The 17757-nt window shown below is 26.6% G+C and carries 19 protein-coding genes and 1 pseudogene; 15 read left to right on the top strand and 5 right to left on the bottom strand.

Annotated features, from left to right (window positions below):
• Positions 1-454 precede the first annotated feature (454 nt).
• From C7U55_RS10525 to C7U55_RS10505, 5 genes are read right to left on the bottom strand one after another with little or no spacing between them, the layout of a single operon-like run.
• Positions 455-1678 carry a hypothetical protein gene (locus C7U55_RS10525; RefSeq protein WP_106988527.1) on the bottom strand — a complete coding sequence of 408 codons (1224 nt, stop codon included), beginning with the start codon at positions 1676-1678 and terminating at the stop codon, positions 455-457.
• Positions 1675-2379 carry a LytR/AlgR family response regulator transcription factor gene (locus tag C7U55_RS10520; protein WP_106988526.1) on the bottom strand — a complete coding sequence of 235 codons (705 nt, stop codon included), beginning with the start codon at positions 2377-2379 and terminating at the stop codon, positions 1675-1677. Before C7U55_RS10520 ends, C7U55_RS10525 begins: the two co-directional genes overlap by 4 nt.
• Positions 2380-2425: 46 nt before the next feature.
• A complete protein-coding gene (locus C7U55_RS14270; protein ID WP_106988525.1) occupies positions 2426-2977 on the bottom strand; it encodes an accessory gene regulator B family protein in 552 nt (183 codons plus the stop codon).
• On the bottom strand, positions 2970-3275 hold the full coding sequence (locus C7U55_RS10510) for a helix-turn-helix domain-containing protein (protein ID WP_106988524.1): 306 nt from the start codon (positions 3273-3275) through the stop codon (positions 2970-2972). Before C7U55_RS10510 ends, C7U55_RS14270 begins: the two co-directional genes overlap by 8 nt.
• Positions 3276-3286: 11 nt before the next feature.
• Positions 3287-3577: a helix-turn-helix domain-containing protein gene (locus tag C7U55_RS10505; RefSeq protein ID WP_106988523.1), complete on the bottom strand. Its 291-nt coding sequence runs from the start codon at positions 3575-3577 to the stop codon at positions 3287-3289.
• Between the two features lie 240 nt (positions 3578-3817).
• On the opposite strand from C7U55_RS10505, the gene C7U55_RS10500 reads away from it, so the two are divergent.
• From C7U55_RS10500 to tnpA, 15 genes and pseudogenes are all read left to right on the top strand, one after another.
• The gene (locus C7U55_RS10500; RefSeq protein ID WP_106988522.1) at positions 3818-3961 is read left to right on the top strand and encodes a cyclic lactone autoinducer peptide; all 144 of its coding nucleotides are present in this window, start codon (positions 3818-3820) and stop codon (positions 3959-3961) included.
• 311 nt (positions 3962-4272) lie between these two features.
• A complete protein-coding gene (locus C7U55_RS10495) occupies positions 4273-5559 on the top strand; it encodes a hypothetical protein (RefSeq protein ID WP_106988521.1) in 1287 nt (428 codons plus the stop codon).
• Between the two features lie 190 nt (positions 5560-5749).
• Positions 5750-6271, top strand: a complete 522-nt coding sequence (locus tag C7U55_RS10490) for a sigma-70 RNA polymerase sigma factor region 4 domain-containing protein (RefSeq protein WP_106988520.1) — start codon at positions 5750-5752, stop codon at positions 6269-6271.
• Between the two features lie 399 nt (positions 6272-6670).
• Complete coding sequence (locus tag C7U55_RS10485; protein ID WP_106988519.1) at positions 6671-7483, top strand: hypothetical protein; 813 nt, start codon at positions 6671-6673, stop codon at positions 7481-7483.
• Between the two features lie 230 nt (positions 7484-7713).
• Complete coding sequence (locus C7U55_RS10480) at positions 7714-9264, top strand: recombinase family protein (RefSeq protein ID WP_106988518.1); 1551 nt, start codon at positions 7714-7716, stop codon at positions 9262-9264.
• Positions 9264-9776 carry a hypothetical protein gene (locus C7U55_RS10475; RefSeq protein ID WP_106988517.1) on the top strand — a complete coding sequence of 171 codons (513 nt, stop codon included), beginning with the start codon at positions 9264-9266 and terminating at the stop codon, positions 9774-9776. The genes C7U55_RS10480 and C7U55_RS10475 overlap by 1 nt, the downstream gene beginning before the upstream one ends.
• Positions 9777-9793: 17 nt before the next feature.
• Positions 9794-11461 (top strand): recombinase family protein, encoded by a 1668-nt coding sequence (locus tag C7U55_RS10470; RefSeq protein WP_106988516.1) that lies wholly within the window; start codon positions 9794-9796, stop codon positions 11459-11461.
• An 83-nt stretch (positions 11462-11544) separates the two neighbouring features.
• The gene (locus tag C7U55_RS10465) at positions 11545-12744 is read left to right on the top strand and encodes a bacteriophage abortive infection AbiH family protein (protein ID WP_106988515.1); all 1200 of its coding nucleotides are present in this window, start codon (positions 11545-11547) and stop codon (positions 12742-12744) included.
• 416 nt (positions 12745-13160) lie between these two features.
• Entirely contained in the window at positions 13161-13310 is a 150-nt protein-coding gene (locus tag C7U55_RS13605; RefSeq protein WP_155522390.1) for a hypothetical protein, read from the top strand.
• A 260-nt stretch (positions 13311-13570) separates the two neighbouring features.
• Positions 13571-14878 (top strand): hypothetical protein, encoded by a 1308-nt coding sequence (locus C7U55_RS10460; RefSeq protein ID WP_106988514.1) that lies wholly within the window; start codon positions 13571-13573, stop codon positions 14876-14878.
• Positions 14879-15233: 355 nt separating this feature from the next.
• Positions 15234-15386, top strand: coding sequence for a hypothetical protein (locus C7U55_RS13600; RefSeq protein ID WP_022000952.1), 153 nt, complete (start codon positions 15234-15236; stop codon positions 15384-15386).
• A 253-nt stretch (positions 15387-15639) separates the two neighbouring features.
• Positions 15640-15930 carry a hypothetical protein gene (locus C7U55_RS10455; RefSeq protein ID WP_106988513.1) on the top strand — a complete coding sequence of 97 codons (291 nt, stop codon included), beginning with the start codon at positions 15640-15642 and terminating at the stop codon, positions 15928-15930.
• Between the two features lie 21 nt (positions 15931-15951).
• Positions 15952-16500: a HipA domain-containing protein gene (locus C7U55_RS10450; protein WP_106988512.1), complete on the top strand. Its 549-nt coding sequence runs from the start codon at positions 15952-15954 to the stop codon at positions 16498-16500.
• A gap of 126 nt (positions 16501-16626) precedes the next feature.
• Positions 16627-17331: pseudogene (locus tag C7U55_RS10445) on the top strand (MerR family transcriptional regulator); the annotation flags it as partial.
• A 238-nt stretch (positions 17332-17569) separates the two neighbouring features.
• Positions 17570-17757 (top strand): IS66 family insertion sequence element accessory protein TnpA (gene tnpA, locus C7U55_RS14265; protein WP_396130021.1); only part of this gene is annotated, 188 nt, incomplete at its 3' end.

The following is a 17757-nucleotide window of genomic DNA, read 5'->3' as shown; positions in this document are numbered from 1 at the left end:
ATTTTTCTATAATGTCTTTAGTACTGGTATCTGATATTATGTTTTTAATTGATTATACTTATTATTATATTAATTTAGAATGTTTTATTACTGTAAGAATAGAGAAAAAAAAGTACTATGCAATTATTTTGAAAAAATTGATAGGTGGAATAATACTACTAATAATTTCTTCTTTTTTAATTCCATACTATAGTGTTGATTTATTTTTTCTTATTATATTAGATAAACTCAGTCTATTAATTGTTTTTTTTCTTATACTAATAACATGTTTAAAATATAAAAAAACAGATGGTATAGTACTTTGTTATTTTATTATGGTATTATTAAGATACATGAAAACATTTTTTTAATTATAGTTAATAATTAAAAATAAAAAGAGAATCATAAAAAACCATTATGAATTGTAAGGTTTTCGAGAATCTCTTTTTTTGTTATATGTATGGTTGTTTCAAAATTAACTAGGAATATCAAAAGATATTAGAATACTGATAAACAAATTATCAATATTTCTAATGCTTAAAGAATTATATTTATTAAACAAGATTTCGTTTATATTTTTTTCGATATTATATTTATCAATTGAAGATGCAGAATAAAATAATTTAAGAATAATTTTATTAGCTGTTTTTACCGATTTTATTATTATAATTTTATCAGAAGTAGCAACTTGTAAACAAGAATCGATAGATAAATTAATGAGATATTCAAATAGATTTAGTTGTGTATAATAATCTAAATTTTTGAAATCACTATATTTAATTACAGTTTTAATGTCAATGTTATAATCAATAATTTTTGTTAAATTATTATTTATAACATAGTTTAAAATATATGAGTTACTGTATATTGCATTAAACTCTTTAAAAGCTGTATCAGATAATTTATTTAAAACATTGGTTGCTTCTATATAATTTGAATCGTTAAATAAAGAATTTAATTGACTACAAGTATGAAGGAGATTGTGTAAAAATTTAAAATTATAATCATAATGTTGAGATAATAAATCAAGTTTAGAATTTATTAATTCTTCTTTTTGTTCTGCAATTTGAAGTTTGTGTTTCATGTTTGTTGAATTAATAGCAGATATGAAAATAATAAATAGAATAATATTTGATACTGCTAATCCTGCAGTTGTTAGTAAGACATGCGGACTTATGTTCAATAAATCAAAATAGTCATCTGAATCTAATAAGAAAATGATGCTTATAATAGGAAGAATAAGTGCAAGCCAAGTATATTTTGGCAAATTGTCTGCTTGGATAAGTTTTAAAATTCTAACATAAAAAAACACAAAAATTGCTAAAATAGTGTTAGAGAAGATAGTTCCAAGCAAAAAACCATGTGAAAAAGCATTGCGGGTTATTTCTATAAATAAAATATTATTTAAACAGAATGCAACAAGTATTTCTGATATTACTTGTATTAAGAAAAATGGTACAATAATCATAATTTTTTGAATTGGTTTTCCTTCAAATTGAATAAAAACATAAAGAAAGTACATGATTAATAAAAAAATACCTTTAAATGGTGATGCTCCAGTATGATTGATAAAGCTTTCAAGTGTAATAAAAATGAATAAAATAGCCAAATATTTATTTTTAGAATATTTAGATGATAAAAAAGAATTTGCAATGTAACTAATTAAAAGAAATGCGATAACATTAGAAATAATAATCATAGCATTTCATGTAGAAAATCATTATATTTTTGATCAAATTCTTTTTTATAATGTCTAGAAAGTGGAATTGTCTCATTATTGATTAAAACAATTTCATTTTTATTAAATGCACTAATATATTCAAAGTTTATTAAATAAGCTTTATACGAATAGGCAAAACCATATGTATTCAATCTATCATACCAATACTTTAATGTACAATTAGTAGTAATTATATTTCCACCTATTGTATGTACGTTTGATTTTCTATTTAAAAATTCTATATATAATATATCTTTAACAAAGATTTTATAAGGACTTATTTTTTCATCATAGAAGCCAAGAGATTTTTTTATATATTTTTTTATTATTGCATTCATTTCTATATTAAATTCAAGTTGATTAATTGGTTTTATAAAGTATCTGTCAGCATGGATTTTATAACCATCGATGGCATATTTTGAATAGTTTGTTGTTATTATGATTCTGCAATCATGTTTTATATTTTCTAATTCTAAACCAATATCAATTCCATTTTCATTATTGATTTCCATATCTAAGAAAAGCAAATCTGCTTTCGTAATATTTTGGATTAAGTCTTTTTTGTTTTTACAAATATGAGTTTCATAATTTTGCTTTGTTTTTTCAAAAAAATTATTTAGACAAAGTAAAAGATGATCGATATCTTTTTGATGGTCTTCATAAATTAATATATGTATCATAAACTTCAACACCTCTTGATAATATTGTAACAAATTAATATAAATATTAAAGTATTCTTTTAATATAAGAGATACTAAGGCTACATATAGAAATGATATTAACAAAAAAAATAAAATTTAATATTGTAGAAAATGTATATATCTTGGCTAGACCAATAACTCCTATGTATATTATTTCAATGAAAAGAGATGTCTTTTTGTATAATTTTAATTGCTTATCATTTAGTCGCTTATTTGGATGATCAATAGGTGCAATTAAGATTGTTTCTATTATTAAAATTATGCTAGTTAAAATAATTATCCAAATGTTAATATTATAATACCTAGATAAAAGAACAGGTATTATAGAAACTGTTGTCGATATAAGTATGCATACAATATTGTTTGAAAAGTGGAAACCGCCAATATATTTACGTAAGGGAATATATAGAAATAAGAAAATAATTGTTTGAAAGACGCAATGATAGTATACAGCTATACTTAAAGTTATAATTAGATAAAATAAATAATGTACAAAAATTGACCAACCATAGTGATATAAATCCTCGGCAATATCAATGTTATTTTTTTTTAAAATGTTAAAAATTATTTTATTCATATTTTTCCTTGTTATTTATATCATTAAAATAGTTTATTAATTGTAATAAAATTTGATATTCTCTATCATTTATATCACGAACAGATAATTCTAAAGGGTGATTATCTTCTATTAAATAATCAGTTGTAATGTTACACACTAATGCAATCATTGTTATATGAGCAATTGTTGGGACTGATAATCCTTGTTCCCAGTTATTAATAGTTCCTCTAGTAACATCGATTTTCTTTGCAAATTTTTCTTGACTTAGATCTAGTATATTTGTTCTTAAAAATTTTATTTTATCTGCTATATCCATAATAATTATCCTTACTTATTGTTTTTCATTTGTTTGTATAATTCGAAAATAAGATTTCTTTGCTCCTCTGTGAGCGTTTCAATATTTAAGCCCTTTCTACTTTCATTGAATAAAATCATTTCAGAAGAAGTATCGAGAATATTCATAAGTTTTATTACTTTATCTAATTGAATTGTTCCGCCTCCAGCTTCCCAACCTTTTAATACACTCTCGTTTATTTTTAATAGGGCAGCTAGTTCAAGTGTTTCCATTTTCTTGTTTTCTCTTGCTATTTGTAGACCAGATTTATTTATGTTTGTCATAATGTATATCACCTTATTAATAATTGATTATAGATATAGTATATTTTGAATTTATTTAATTGTAATATACATAAATTTGTTAAAATGGTTTAATTTATACAAAATATATTAAAAATGTATAGTTAAATACAATTATTACAAATGTAACTGCACTTTAGTAAAAAAAGATGAATCATAATCATAATCACTTTAAGAAAACATTAATAGATGTTATTCTTTTTTTGAAAGGAAGGGTCGGTCATGAAGAACTGTAAACAATATTTTTTAAAAACATTTGCTTTTTTGTTATCATTTTTAGCTATTTCATCTGTTAATAGTGCTTGTGCTGTTTTATTTGGACAAGAAAAGGAACCAGATAGTTTGGCACGATATAAAAAGTGTTAATTTTATTTAGAGTGTATGTTAATTTCGATATCATCAGTGTTTTTTACATTGATGATATTTAGTTATTAAGAAAATTATTTATGAAGCTTCCCTTAGTTTTACATGGATTATCAAGCAAAAAGATTTGTTTAAAAAATGGGAAATACAAATTTAAATATTCTTTTGAATTAAAAAATAAAAAGTGATATCAAAAAATAAAATATTGAAAAAGAAGAGACCCATGTTTTATTTTATTGATAAATAATGCTTTTTAAATCGTTAATAGATATTTGAATTAAGTAGTTTTAATAAAGAAGAAGGAGGAATTTGATTTGAATGAAGACTTAAAAAATGTAGATGATTTTTATAAAGAGTTTGATGAAACTTGTACAAAAAAGGCAGTCATAAATGAATTAGGAAAATTATACCCATATGTTTATTATATAGAGGTAGCACTAATTTATTTAATTGTAATTGGTTATTACTTATATAAATTTGTAAAAAATGGTTTTAATTTTGAAGAATTTAGTTTAAACAGCACACAAGCAATCTGGCATTATGTAGTTACTTTGATAGCATTTATGTTTGTAGCAATTGTTATTATAGTAGTAGGTGAAGTAATCCTGATTAAAAAAATAAAAAAGAAAAATGATATAACACAAACAGGTTATCAATTGTTTTTTAATACGATTCGTATACCAAATGTCAATAAGACAATTGAAAATTTATTAGAAAAAAAGAGAAAAGAATTTGTAAGGAAAAATATGAATTCATATTCTAAAGAAGAAATAATAAATATTTATAAATTCACCAGAGATGATATCAATAATATTTCATTAGAAATATCTAACACATCAAATTCTGGTACATATGTTTCTTTTTTAACAATTCTTGTAACTGCTTTTTTTACATGGTTTCTAAATGAATCAGATTTTAGTTTTAAAAATGGTTATGATCTTTTAATTATTGCAGTTGCAATTTTCTTTGTAATCCTAGTAGTTTATTTATCATACAGATTTTTAATTTATATATATAATTTATTTGAATCCTATTTCTTACTAAGTGTTTTAAAAAAAGAAGAAAAGGAAATGAAACAATTCTTATATTTTATAAAAAAAGTGATTATTAATTATGACTATTATAAGGAGGAGATTAAGTGTATGAATGATAATGTTCCAAAGAATGCAGTATTAACACAAGAAGATAAGGATAGATTACATGAAAGACCATATTTCACATTTGTAGAAGCAAATCGTTCTTCATTATCAAATAATTTATTTTTTATAGATTTAACATTTAAAAATGATGGGCTAGAAAAATCTTTTAGAACATATCCGGAATCAAATGGTAAAACAAATATTTTAAATAAAACTGTTAGTTTTAAAAGAGTAGAACCTAATAGAACACCTGTTATAAAGGTTGATCAAGAATTCACAACTACATGGTGCTTTGATGATGCTAAAAATTTCGAAAATTGTATGGTTAATGTAGTTATTGAATTTCTAGATGTTTTAGAAAGAAAATATACCCAATCTTTTGAGATTGCTTTATCAATGGTTAATGGAGAAATTCATGGAGATGCAATAAGCTATAGTGATCCAGTTCTTAAGAGTGAATAAGTAGAAAAAATGTAAAATTCAGTTATCAAGGGTACAACAAAATTTATACTTTTTAAATTGTACCCTTTTTTTAATGCGTAAATTACTATGAAAAATTAATAATCGTATCGGTAGTGAAATTAGACGAAGTCTAAAGCACTACTTTTTTTATACCCCGCTTTAGACATTGTCTATTAAGGGGGATATATTTGTGAATAACATCAGATCTCCTCCTGATTATCTTCAACCAAAAAATACAATGGAGGAAGATAAAATGGAAAACGATTATAACAAAAACTATTTTTGGATCAACAGGGATTTTAAAGGAAACAAACACTATTATTTTAAAATAAAAGGTCAATACCATGAGGTATCGGAAGAAGTATATAAAACTTGTTACAATTCATTTAAAAAAGAAGAACGTGAAAAAGAAAAGAGAAGTGAGTTTAAAGTATCCAGTTTAGATCAGTTAGATAATAATAATACTGCGCTTGTAGATAAGATTGCTGATAATAATAATCAATATGATACTTTTAATGTCAATGAAGAAGTTGAAAATGTAATGAACATCATTAATCAACTTTCAGAAGAAGATAAGAACCTTATTACGAATCTTCTTATCAAGAATAAAACAGAAAGAGAACTCTCTGCATTGATGGGTGTTTCTCAACCAGCAATACATAAACGTAAAAAAAGAATAATAGAAAATATCAAAAATAAGTCAAAAAAGTAACTTGTTTTTTTTAATAAGGTTATCAAGTAATAAAAAAATGTCCAGTTATATATGAGGGGAGTTATTAAGCATCTCCTCTCAGGAGGACATTGAAAACAGAATAGTCTGAATCAGCAACAAAAAGTTTTCTAGCACGTTGATAGTTGCGCCAAGAGAATATGTGAACATAGATATGTAAGGTCACAATAAAATGTGAACTTTTTTCTCTGTTTCGTATTGGAGCGAGAAACAACTGATCATAAAAAGGTGGGGATAGACCTTTGCCGATATGAAAACGTAAATGATACTTCACTCTATTCAACAGTCGAGCGTGAACAAACCGTCGCAACAATTGAGGAGTGGTCTTTGACACGTGTGTCGTATGTTCTTGATGATCCTATATAGAAGCTGGTTTGGACAATGGAAAACAGACTTGAACCGATACGTTTATTGATAGATCGTGACACCTGTAAAAAAAATGCAGGTGTCATCATTGTGTTAATAAAGGAAAGGATTGATCTTATGAAAAAAGTACATATTTTAACACAAGAAGAAAATAAACTTTCTTCGAAGCAGTTAGAGGAGTATATGGAATTCGCTGCTAAAAACAATTATGAACTTACTGGAGAATTGCATTTTCATTTTTCTAATGCTTTTTATGAACCAGAGAAGTTTGTGAATACAATAAAGGATCTTACGACAAGCAGAACATTTGTTACTGATGGTGAGTGCATCGTGTTTGCTAATGCATTCAATGATGGAAGACTGCTTAAGGCATTTGAAGATAATGGCTTTGAAGTCTATGAACGTGACAGTGGTCGTCTCATTCAGGATGTGTTCAATGAATTCAACGAAAGACAGATTCATACTTTGAAAGCTGTAATTAACAGTGCATTAGAATCAGCGGTTAATAACAAGCCGCTGTTTGTAACAAGCAATTCAAACAGTGAAGCTACTCATGATTGTGTACGAGAATATGTATCCAAGTATGACTTGGATCATGCTGTTGTTATTCAACTTTCAAATCTGAATGAAGAATTTAAAAAACAGATTGGAGATGTCATAAAAAATGAAAAGTGTGACCATCTGGTACTTATTGAACCTGATTCTTTTTCAAAACAAATGCAACAGGATGTTGTTGATTTTGCATTGGAAAATAATCTGAAAGTAGACAGTTACTATGCACAGCCGGAAGTTGAAATTTCATTACAGATGAAAGGCATGGTTAACTGATTAAATGGATATCTTTGATTACTATTACATATATACATGCCTGAAGAAACTTGTCACCTATAAAAAGATCACTAAAAATGTTGCCAATAAAGTTCTGAAAAAGTATGAAGAAGAATGTAATCCACTTGTCAGATATCATTTTTAAATTCACAAAATAAAGTGAATAATGTCATGGATAGTTCGAAAGAGTTGTGGTACTGTGTGTGGTGATAAGAAAGGGGATTTTTAGAATGGCTCAAGCTCAAAAACAAGTACGCATTATCGAACCACTGGAAAGATTTGTAAACAGAATCAATCTTGTTGGCTGTTATGCAAGAGTCAGTTCGGACAGTGAAGATCAGCTTAATTCATATAACAATCAGGTTGATTTCTATGAATCCTATATCAACAGCCTTGAAAATTCCAAACTGGTTAAGATCTATACGGATGAAGGAATAACTGGAACAAGAATGGACAAGAGAGATGGTTTTCTTCAAATGATTGAAGACTGTCGAAAAGGTCTTATAAATAGAATAATTACTAAATCGATCAGTCGATTTGCACGAAATATAACGGAGACACTTTCAGTAGTAAGAGAACTGAAATCAATAGGTGTCTCCGTTTATTTTATGACAGAAAAAATTGATACAGCAAAAATGGGAAGTGAAATGATGCTTGCTGTTTATGCTGCCTGTGCTGAAATTGAATCAAAAGCAATTTCAAATGCACAAAAATGGGCATTTCGTACAAGGGCAAAAGAAGGAAGATACAATCAACCGAAACTGCCATATGGATATCAAAGAATAGATGGTGAAGTAAAAGTCATAGAAGAAGAAGCAAAGATTGTTGAAGATATCTTTAATAAATATGTGAATAAAGATTTTTCGGTAACAAAACTTGTAGATTATCTGAATAAACATTATTTCAAAAAGAAAAAGTGGTCACAGTCCACAGTTTCATCAATGCTTAAAAATGAAAGATATTGTGGAGACATGCTTCTTCAAAAAAGATATTCACCCGATGTCTTTCCTTATAAGTTAGTCACAAATAAAGGTGAACTTGCACAGTATTATGTTTACGATGTGTTTCCAAAAATCATTGATCGTGAACTTTTTGAAAAGGCAAATGAAAAACTTGTGAACAACAAGTTGAAGTTCAATAAAAATCAGACAGATGGAAATAGAGAATATCTGTTGACATCAAAAATAAAATGTGAACATTGTGGTGGAACTTTTAAAAGAAGGGTGTTGAGGAATAAAGAATATTGGAGTTGCAGTAATCATGTTACTTCAGCAAAGAAATGTGAAGTAAAAATGATTGAAACGGATGAAATAGAAGATGCATTTTTAAAAATCTTTTATAAGCTCAAAGAAAATATTCATGTTTTGGAAGCCTATAAAAAACATATTGTGAATTTTACGACAAATGACGATGACAAATGTGAACTTGATCTCGTTAATCGTGAACTTAAAAAAGTAAGCAGTTCTATCAATACACTTGTTCGATATTATCAGAAAGATCTTATCAGTCTGGAGGATTATAAGAAAAAGCATAACGAGTTGCTGGTAGACAAATCAGTTTTTGAAATGCAAAAGTGCAAACTCAATGAAAAAATCTATCAAAGATTTGAAGTGATACAAACGCAGATCATCATTGAATGTCTGGAATCAATGAAAGAAATTACTGCATTGGATGAAGAAATATTTAATACATTGGTTGATTCGATTGAGGTGGGAACATTGGATATCCAGTTTACATTGAAAAACGATCTTAAATTAAAAGTAGAAAGGAAACAGTTCTAATGGATAAAGAAAAGGCAAAAGAAAACAGAATGGTACAGCAGTTTTTTAAAAACAAGGTCTTTTGGGGAATTGACAGTATTCCTTTAAAAAGAAAAATCTACAGAGGTAAAAGAGATAAGAATGGATCTCGAAAAAATGAATGCTTCTATGTAAGTGAAGATCAGAAATATCGAATCGAAGAAAGTGTTCTGGTCAAGAATGTGAATTTGTTGCTGGAAGAAGTTATCAATATGAAAGACAAATACATACAAGGATGGAACAGTGAATCAAGTGAACAGTATTTTGAAATATTGAACAGAAATGCACTCCAAAATATGAATACAGAAAGTGACTACAAGAACTTTATCTGTGACTATCTGAATCAGCAAAGTTCACAGGAATATGAAAATGTGAAGTTAAAAAGCAATATAGAGAAATGTGAATTCAAGAATATTATTGAAAAGATTGAGGTATATGAAACAGGAATACTGAGTATTTTCAATAATGGTCTTGAACTTTTTATTAATTATTAAGGAAAGGGGGTAAGATTGTGAACTATATTATCAGAGATGACAAAGAACATGAAACAACTGCACCGAAGGTTAAAGTGATTGCTCCAAGAAAGAAGTTTCAGCCATCATACAATGACAGGCAAAACAGGAAAATAAGAGTTGGAGCATACTGCAGGGTTTCAACGGATTCTGACGAACAGGAACTGAGTTATGAAACACAGTGTGAATATTATGAAAACCATATCGGCAGTCATGAAAACTGGGAACTTGTTGCCATTTATTCAGATGAAGGAATAACGGGTACATCAACCAATAAAAGATCAGATTTTATGCGTATGATTGATGATGCTCGAGCAGGAAAGCTGGATATGATCATTACAAAAAGTATTACACGATTTGCAAGGAATACTGTTGATTCACTGATGTATTTGAGAATCCTCAAGGAATACAATGTTGATGTTTACTTTGAAGTAGAGAATGTTCACAGTCTGGAAGCAAATGAGATGTTGCTGACGATCCTTTCAAGTGTTGCACAACAAAGCAGTGAAGATAAAAGTGAAAGTATCAAATGGGGATATCAAAGGCAGTTTGAAAAAGGAAAGGTTTATGCCGCCAACATGTATGGCTATAAGTCAAACAGAGGAACACTTGATATTATTGAAGAAGAAGCAGAAGTTGTTCGAGAGATCTTTTCTAAATATCTTTCAGGAATGAGCGAAAGTAAAATAGCAAGGTACCTGACGGAAAACAAAGTTCCCAAGAAGAACGGGAGTACAAAATGGAATTCAGGAACAATTGGCAGGATGCTGCAAAATGAAAAGTACAGTGGGGATGCTCTTTTAAAGAAGACATTTAGCATAGATTTTCTTCACAAGAAACGGTATAAAAATGAAGGTCAGAAGAAAATGTACTTTGTTGAAAACAGTCATCCTGCGATTGTGACCAAAGAAGTATTCAAAGCAGCTCAAGTAGAAAGAACAAAAAGGAACATGAAATCAAATGATGAAAAAGAGGCTGTGGAAAGTCACTATCAGAATCGCTATTCATCTAAAAATCCTTTAAGTAATAAAATCATCTGTTCAGAGTGTGGCGCCTTATATAGAAGGGCTGTCTGGACAAAAAGAAATAAGGAAAAAGAACCTGTATGGAGATGTTCAAACAGGTTGAAGAATGGAAAAGCAATCTGTCCAAACAGTGTGACTTTAAAAGAAAAGCCATTAATGGATGCTTTGACATCATTGATCAATGGAAAAACAAAATCAAAAGAAAAAACACGACTTGAACTTGCTAAAGAATTATCGGAATATTTAAATCCAAAAGATATTATTGAGAAGAAACAAAAACTGAATTGTGAATTAGAAAATGTGAATTCACAAATAAACGAATTATTAGATAAAGGAATGTTACTTGTTGCCAGAGGCGTTCAAGACGAAAGTCAAATTGAGGAACACTTGGCACAATGTTATCAAACCAAACAAATGCTTAAAAAAGAACTGCAAAAGCTTGATGACAAATACAATGCATTAAAGCAAGGCAGACAGGAAAAACTATTAAAAACGTTAGAAAAAAACAGCAATGAACATACTGTTATGACACAAGAAGATCTTGCAGTTTTTATTGATAGAATTGTCGTGAAAAAAGACAAGATTGAAATAGAAACAATAGATGATCAAAAATGTGAACTCCTATTAAATCAGATAAGTTAGAAATTTTTTTAGATGAATGCAAATGTTTATTAAATATAGTAAAATATATTTAATAATTACCATAAACAGATGGGAGGAACATTATGAATATAGAGATAAGAGGAAGAAAAATACTACTGATTGGTAATGGGTTTGATTTAGCACATGGGTTACCAACATCATATAGTTATTTTCTTGATTTTTGTGATAAAGTAGAAAAGAAATTTAATTTTCAATCAGGAATAAATGAAAAGGATTATAAGACAAATGAGCTTAATGATTGGAATATAGATGATTCTATAAAATCCAAGTTGTATGAATGGGATAAAAATACAAATAATAATCTAAATAAATTATTTATTGAGATATATGATAATATTAAAGACAATATTTGGATAAATTATTTTTTAAATATTAGATATACTCTTGGAAAAAACTGGATAGATTTTGAATCTGAAATTTCAAATATAATACAAGCATTTGAATGCATAAGAGATAATATAGAAAGAAGAGAACGTATACAACAAGGTGAAGGGAGCAAAGTCATAAAATTAGAAGTTGTAAAGGGTTTTGTGAATATTTCAACAGAAATTGAAGGACTTAAAGAATTAGATCTAGAAGATATGTATACAAATTTAAAACTTTTTGATGTATATATTAAAAAAATGACTGTAGATTTGGATAAATTAATAAGAGCATTAGAAATATATATTAGTGAGTTTATAAATAAAATAGAAGTGTTACAAAAAAATGATGATATCAAAGACATTAATCCAGATTGTGTTTTGTCATTTAATTATTCTAATACATATGAAAGAATATATGGTCAATCAAATAAAGTTGAATATGATTATATCCATGGTAAAGCGGATAAAACTAATAATGTAAATACTTGTAATTTGGTTCTTGGAATTGATGAGTATCTAGAAGAATGTGATAGAGATAATAAGTTAGAGTTTTTACCATTTAAAAAATTCTATCAAAGAATTTTTAAATCAACAGACAGTTCTTATATGGAATGGGTAGATGAAATAAGACAAAATTCAAATTATCCATATGAACTTTATATTTTCGGTCATTCACTAGATAAAACTGATAAAGATGTTTTGGAATTATTAATATGTAATGATAATGTACAAACTAAAATATACTACCATCGAAAAAGCAACGATGATAAAAAAGAATTAGGTAAATTGATAAGAAATCTAGTACGAGTTATAGGATCAAAGGAATTAATAAGGAGAACGGGTGGATCACATAAAACAATTGAATTTATACCACAGACACTTCCTGAAGCAGATTAAAGTAATCAGTTATTTCTATTTGTTAAATTAAAGAAGTATGAGGGTTCTGAATTCTTGTTAGTATATTTTTAATATGATATACTAATCTTGTTTAAAAATTAAATATTCGATTTAATATATGCAGCAAAAGTGATTGTAAGAATTTTATATATGGTGCTGAATTACTTTTTTGAAAAGCTAAAAATACATTTAATGACATCTATATTAACTCTTAAATTCAAAATTAAGAGTCAAAATGGATGTCATCGAAAAAACACCGATGAAATCAATGTTTTTTAAGATATTTTAAAGAATCGAAAAATAGCGATTTACGTGGATGTCACCCATATAAAAGGGTGTCACTACCTAAAAATCGCTATTTTTTTACTTCAAAGATGAGGTAAAATGGGTGTCATTAAAAGAAAGCAGGAAACCAAATGAAATTTTATATTAACAATAAAGAATTAAGTGAAAAAGTATTTTGGAGAACACTAGAATCATTAGTAAGTCCAATACAAAGAGTACATATCTTGGATGGAATGAAAGTGAAGATTGCCGATTACTTATGTTGGATTGAAATAGTGTAATGCTTTTAAAAGTGAATATGAATGATAAGATAGTAGATCAGAAGACTTACTATCTTTTTTTATGAAAGAAGGTAGTACAATGAAAGAAATGATAGATAATCAAAAGTGTGAATTTACTATGAGTAAATTAAAATAAATGTTATGATAATATAAACAAGTTTATTTAGTAAAATTTGTTGAAAAATGTAATATTCGATATTATTAAAATAATAAATAATATCAAATTATTTTAATTTAAAAATATGTAAAGGAGAAGAAATATGCTATTTGATGAAAGAGATTTAAGAGTTTTCGACAATCCAGATTCTCGACAATATTTTGAAGAAATTTTACAATGTTACTATAGTAAAAATTATAGGGCAACTATTGTTTTGCTATATTCATTTGTTATTTATGATTTGTTTATGAAATTACAAACTATGGCAAGTGAGGGAAATAATAAGGCTGAGGAAAAATTAGCAGAAATTAATGAATTAATTTTAAAAAATGAAAAATATTTAGAAGTCGAAAAGAAAATAATTGAATTCTTTAATAAAAATTGTAAGTTGTATTTTAATCGATTTACAGAGGACGTAAATTATTTAAGAGAGTGTAGACACAAATGTGCTCATTTGAAGGTCAATGATAATACATTATATGTTCCAGAGGATTATCAAGCTAGAATGTTAATATGTTCAATGTATGATAATATACTTTCTGTTAAAGCACCATTTATTATGGATTTATTTTCTATAGTAGAAGAAGTTGTTGAAATTTATTCACAAAGAATTGATAATATTTCTCAAAATAGTCTGGATGAAAGAATAAAAAATGAAATAACCAAAAACTATTTGGAACGTATGACATATGATTCACTAAAAATGTCGTATAAAACATTTTTAAAATTATTATTTATTACTACTGATAAAGATGCAGAAAGAAATGCTTATGGATTATTTGCATTTGTTTACGCTATGACAGATCATATAAGGAAAAATGGGTTTGAAAGATTATTTAAAGAAGAAGATGTTAGAAAAAAATTATTAAGTATTAGTATTGAAAATTTAGAAAACTCTTCTGAAAGAAAACAATCCTTAATAGAACTTATTTTAAATTTTCCAATTTTATTGGATATAATCAAAGAAGATGTGTCATTGTTTGAATATATCAGCAACGAAATTTTACTGAATCCAAATGGGATAAAATATTATAGACTATTTTATCCACGTTCTAATAAAACCCCATATGAATTTTTCAAAGATAACAGTATAGTTCAACAACCACTTTATTCAATGACATTATATGATGCTGTAAAAGAAAGTGTAGATTTTGATTTAGCAGAATTTTCTAAAATCTTAATAAATAAAGTACCACCTTATAATGGATTTAATGATGCTGATGGTTTCATGTACTTTTTCAAAAGACATTTAAATGATATGGCTATTGAAGATATAGATTCTGTAATGAGTATATATAGACGAAATGGACAATGTACAGGTCGTTCTAGACATTCAACTGATTATCAAGAAGTCAGTAAGTATTTAGAAGAACATAAAGTTCATGATACTTCAGAGGACGAAAGTAACTAAGTATAAAAAAGAGATTGCTAATTGTAGCAATAAATATATAGAACAAGAATACTGAAGAATTATGTAATTCTCGTATTCTTGTTTGTACTTTTCAAACGTGGTATACTAATCTTGTTTAAAAATTAAATATGCGATGTAATATGTACGGAAAAAGTAAATTGTGAGAATCTTATATACGATATTGAGTCGCTTTTTGAAAAGGTAATAATATATGTAATGATGTTTTTATTGACTCTTAAATTCAATATAATTAAATAATTTTTAAGTTATTAAAGATAGCAAGAGCAGTTATATGTACTTTTTGCGGTATGTATAGCTTTTTTTGTGTAAAAAATAAAAGGACAAGAAAAACAAAATGAAATTCTATATAAATAATAAAGAATTAAGTGAGAAAGTATTTTGGAGAACATTAGAATCTTTAGTAACACCACTTCAAAGAGTTTATATTTTAGAAGGAATGAAGGTAAAGATTGCAGATTATTTATGTTGGATGGAAATTATTAAATAATTATTTTTTTGAAAGGATGTGTTTTTCATGAATTATATTTTAAAACAGTATGATAATGATTTATTGTATTAGAAATTTTTATTGATGCTGTTAATCAAAATTTACACGATCTTTTACCATTAGATTTAGAATTAAGTAATGAAGGATTAAAAAATGGCTTCAAAAAAGGACAATTCCTAGAAATAGAGCCTATGCTTCTAATTTTTTATTACGATTAGGATTAAATGAAAAAGATACAAAAGGTATTATTGATATGTGCCAAGGCTTATCATTGAATGATAGTTATTGGGTTGTACAAGAAAATTGTAAAGACTTATTTAAAGATAAAAATCTTTATCATAATTCTTTTAATACAAACATTGCTTCTATTGCTTTTACAGGATATGGAAGTTATATTAGAACTTCATTTAGATCATCACCTGAATTTACAACAAATGGGATGCTTGCAAAATCATGGAGAAGAATAAAAAATAATATTTTTCTTTATAAATCGGGAACAGAAGGATTTGCGAATAGTGGTTTAGAACATTATAGTGAATATTAGGCTTCACAGATTGCAAAAACAATGGATTTACATTATGTGGATTATGGGCTTTCTAAATGGAAAGGAAAGCTTTGTTCAACATGTTTACTTTTCACAAATGAAAACATATCTTATATTCCAGTTGGAAGAATTATTAAAACAGGGGGAATAGAATCAGTTATTGATTATTATAAAAAGATAGGTGAAAGCTATTATCAAGAATTATTAGATATGCTTGTTTTTGATGCAGTTATTTTAAATGAAGATCGTCATTTTGGTAATTTTGGTTTTTTAATTGATAATAAATCAAATAAAATTGTGGGATGTGCGCCTATTTTTGATAATGGCTTATCTCTTCTTTGTTATGCTATGGATGATGATTTTAAAAATATTGATCAATACATTCAAACTAGACTTCCTGCAACATATTTAGATTTCATTGGTTTTGTAAAACCATTGATGACAAAAAGACAAAAGGATAAATTAAGAAAACTAATAGATTTTAAATTTACAAGCCATTATAAATATAAATTACCAAAGAAAAGATTGAAATATTTGGAAGAAATTATTCAAAAAAGGGTTTTAGAATAGTAGAGCACATCTACTATTTTCATTTTAAATTAATAAATTACTTGACTATATCCTAAGGTCATACTGTTTAATATAAGTAGAGGTGATAGTTATGACAACACATGAAGTAGAAGAAATGTTAAATGTAACAAAAAAACTTTGATTTATTATGAAAATGAAGGTTTAGTAAAACTATCAAGAGATAGCAATAATTATCGCAATTATGATCAAGATGATATTTCTAAAATTAAGTTTATTTTATTATTGAGAGAGATGGATGTAACTATTGAAGAAATTAAACAAATTATAAGTGAGAAGAAATCTATTCGAGATGTTTTAGAAAGCAAAAAATATATGATCAAAAAACAACATCTTGATTTAGAACATATAGATGAAAAAATTAATAATTATATTAAAAGAAGAAAGGTTAAAATAGCAGTTAATCATATTTTAGATTATGGATCAATTTATGATCGTTTATATTTTTATAAAGATTATCTTCAATATGATCAAACAAAAATAAAATATAGTGATGTGAAATGTTTTAAATTATCCATGTCAAGTTCAATAGGTCTAATGAGAGTATTAGTTGCTTATATGAATTATTATGTAGATTTAGATGTTGTTACAAAGCAGGATACATATTCTTTTCAAATTATGAATAATGAAGTTGTTTATCAAATGATGGAAAGAATTAAAGATTATCCAATAGAAGATCCTCTTGGATTGGTTGATATTTATCTTAATAAACGAGATATGGTACAATTTAATCAATATATTAATAGACATTTTAGAAAGTGGGCAAAAGAATATCATTTAGATAATTCAAGAGATAGTATTATTAAAAAGTAATAAAGACCAATATGTTCTTAAATAAAAAATATTTAAATAGAAATGTTAAAATAATAATGCACATAAAATGTGTACTATCACTGGTGATGATTGTCCATATGTTTACCTTTCGTGATAGTTTGTGAAGCGTAAGCGCCAAATAAAATAGTGGATAAAAATATAGAATTTTAAGAACTACAATATAGAATGTGGAGACTCCATAAACTATATTGTAGTTTTTATATTCTCCAAAAACTATATGGAAAGGAAGAGAGACTATATGACAGTACAGGAACTTACCGAAAATGAAAAATATAAATTTTGGTATTTTAAAATCAAAGAATGCAAGGAAAGTGGTTTATCTGTCAAAGATTTCTGTGACAAAAACAATATCAAGCCGTCGACTTATTATAATTATCAACAAAAAATCAGAAATATTTTATGTGA

Origin of the sequence: Faecalibacillus faecis (assembly GCF_003024675.1) — a bacterium.
In the GTDB taxonomy this organism is placed as follows: domain Bacteria; phylum Bacillota_I; class Bacilli_A; order Erysipelotrichales; family Coprobacillaceae; genus Faecalibacillus; species Faecalibacillus faecis.
Note: the sequence above shows the minus strand (reverse complement) of the source record. Positions and strands in the feature narration are given on the sequence as shown.

What these genes read in the sequence shown, in the direction of transcription:
- C7U55_RS10525 (WP_106988527.1), bottom strand. Translation starts at nt 1,678, where the DNA reads ATGATTATTATTTCTAATGTTATCGCATTTCTTTTAATTAGTTACATT.
- C7U55_RS10520 (WP_106988526.1), bottom strand. Translation starts at nt 2,379, where the DNA reads ATGATACATATATTAATTTATGAAGACCATCAAAAAGATATCGATCAT.
- C7U55_RS14270 (WP_106988525.1), bottom strand. Translation starts at nt 2,977, where the DNA reads ATGAATAAAATAATTTTTAACATTTTAAAAAAAAATAACATTGATATT.
- C7U55_RS10510 (WP_106988524.1), bottom strand. Translation starts at nt 3,275, where the DNA reads ATGGATATAGCAGATAAAATAAAATTTTTAAGAACAAATATACTAGAT.
- C7U55_RS10505 (WP_106988523.1), bottom strand. Translation starts at nt 3,577, where the DNA reads ATGACAAACATAAATAAATCTGGTCTACAAATAGCAAGAGAAAACAAG.
- C7U55_RS10500 (WP_106988522.1), top strand. Translation starts at nt 3,818, where the DNA reads ATGAAGAACTGTAAACAATATTTTTTAAAAACATTTGCTTTTTTGTTA.
- C7U55_RS10485 (WP_106988519.1), top strand. Translation starts at nt 6,671, where the DNA reads ATGGAAAACAGACTTGAACCGATACGTTTATTGATAGATCGTGACACC.
- C7U55_RS10480 (WP_106988518.1), top strand. Translation starts at nt 7,714, where the DNA reads ATGGCTCAAGCTCAAAAACAAGTACGCATTATCGAACCACTGGAAAGA.
- C7U55_RS10475 (WP_106988517.1), top strand. Translation starts at nt 9,264, where the DNA reads ATGGATAAAGAAAAGGCAAAAGAAAACAGAATGGTACAGCAGTTTTTT.
- C7U55_RS10465 (WP_106988515.1), top strand. Translation starts at nt 11,545, where the DNA reads ATGAATATAGAGATAAGAGGAAGAAAAATACTACTGATTGGTAATGGG.
- C7U55_RS13605 (WP_155522390.1), top strand. Translation starts at nt 13,161, where the DNA reads ATGAAATTTTATATTAACAATAAAGAATTAAGTGAAAAAGTATTTTGG.
- C7U55_RS10460 (WP_106988514.1), top strand. Translation starts at nt 13,571, where the DNA reads ATGCTATTTGATGAAAGAGATTTAAGAGTTTTCGACAATCCAGATTCT.
- C7U55_RS13600 (WP_022000952.1), top strand. Translation starts at nt 15,234, where the DNA reads ATGAAATTCTATATAAATAATAAAGAATTAAGTGAGAAAGTATTTTGG.
- C7U55_RS10455 (WP_106988513.1), top strand. Translation starts at nt 15,640, where the DNA reads ATGTGCCAAGGCTTATCATTGAATGATAGTTATTGGGTTGTACAAGAA.
- C7U55_RS10450 (WP_106988512.1), top strand. Translation starts at nt 15,952, where the DNA reads ATGGATTTACATTATGTGGATTATGGGCTTTCTAAATGGAAAGGAAAG.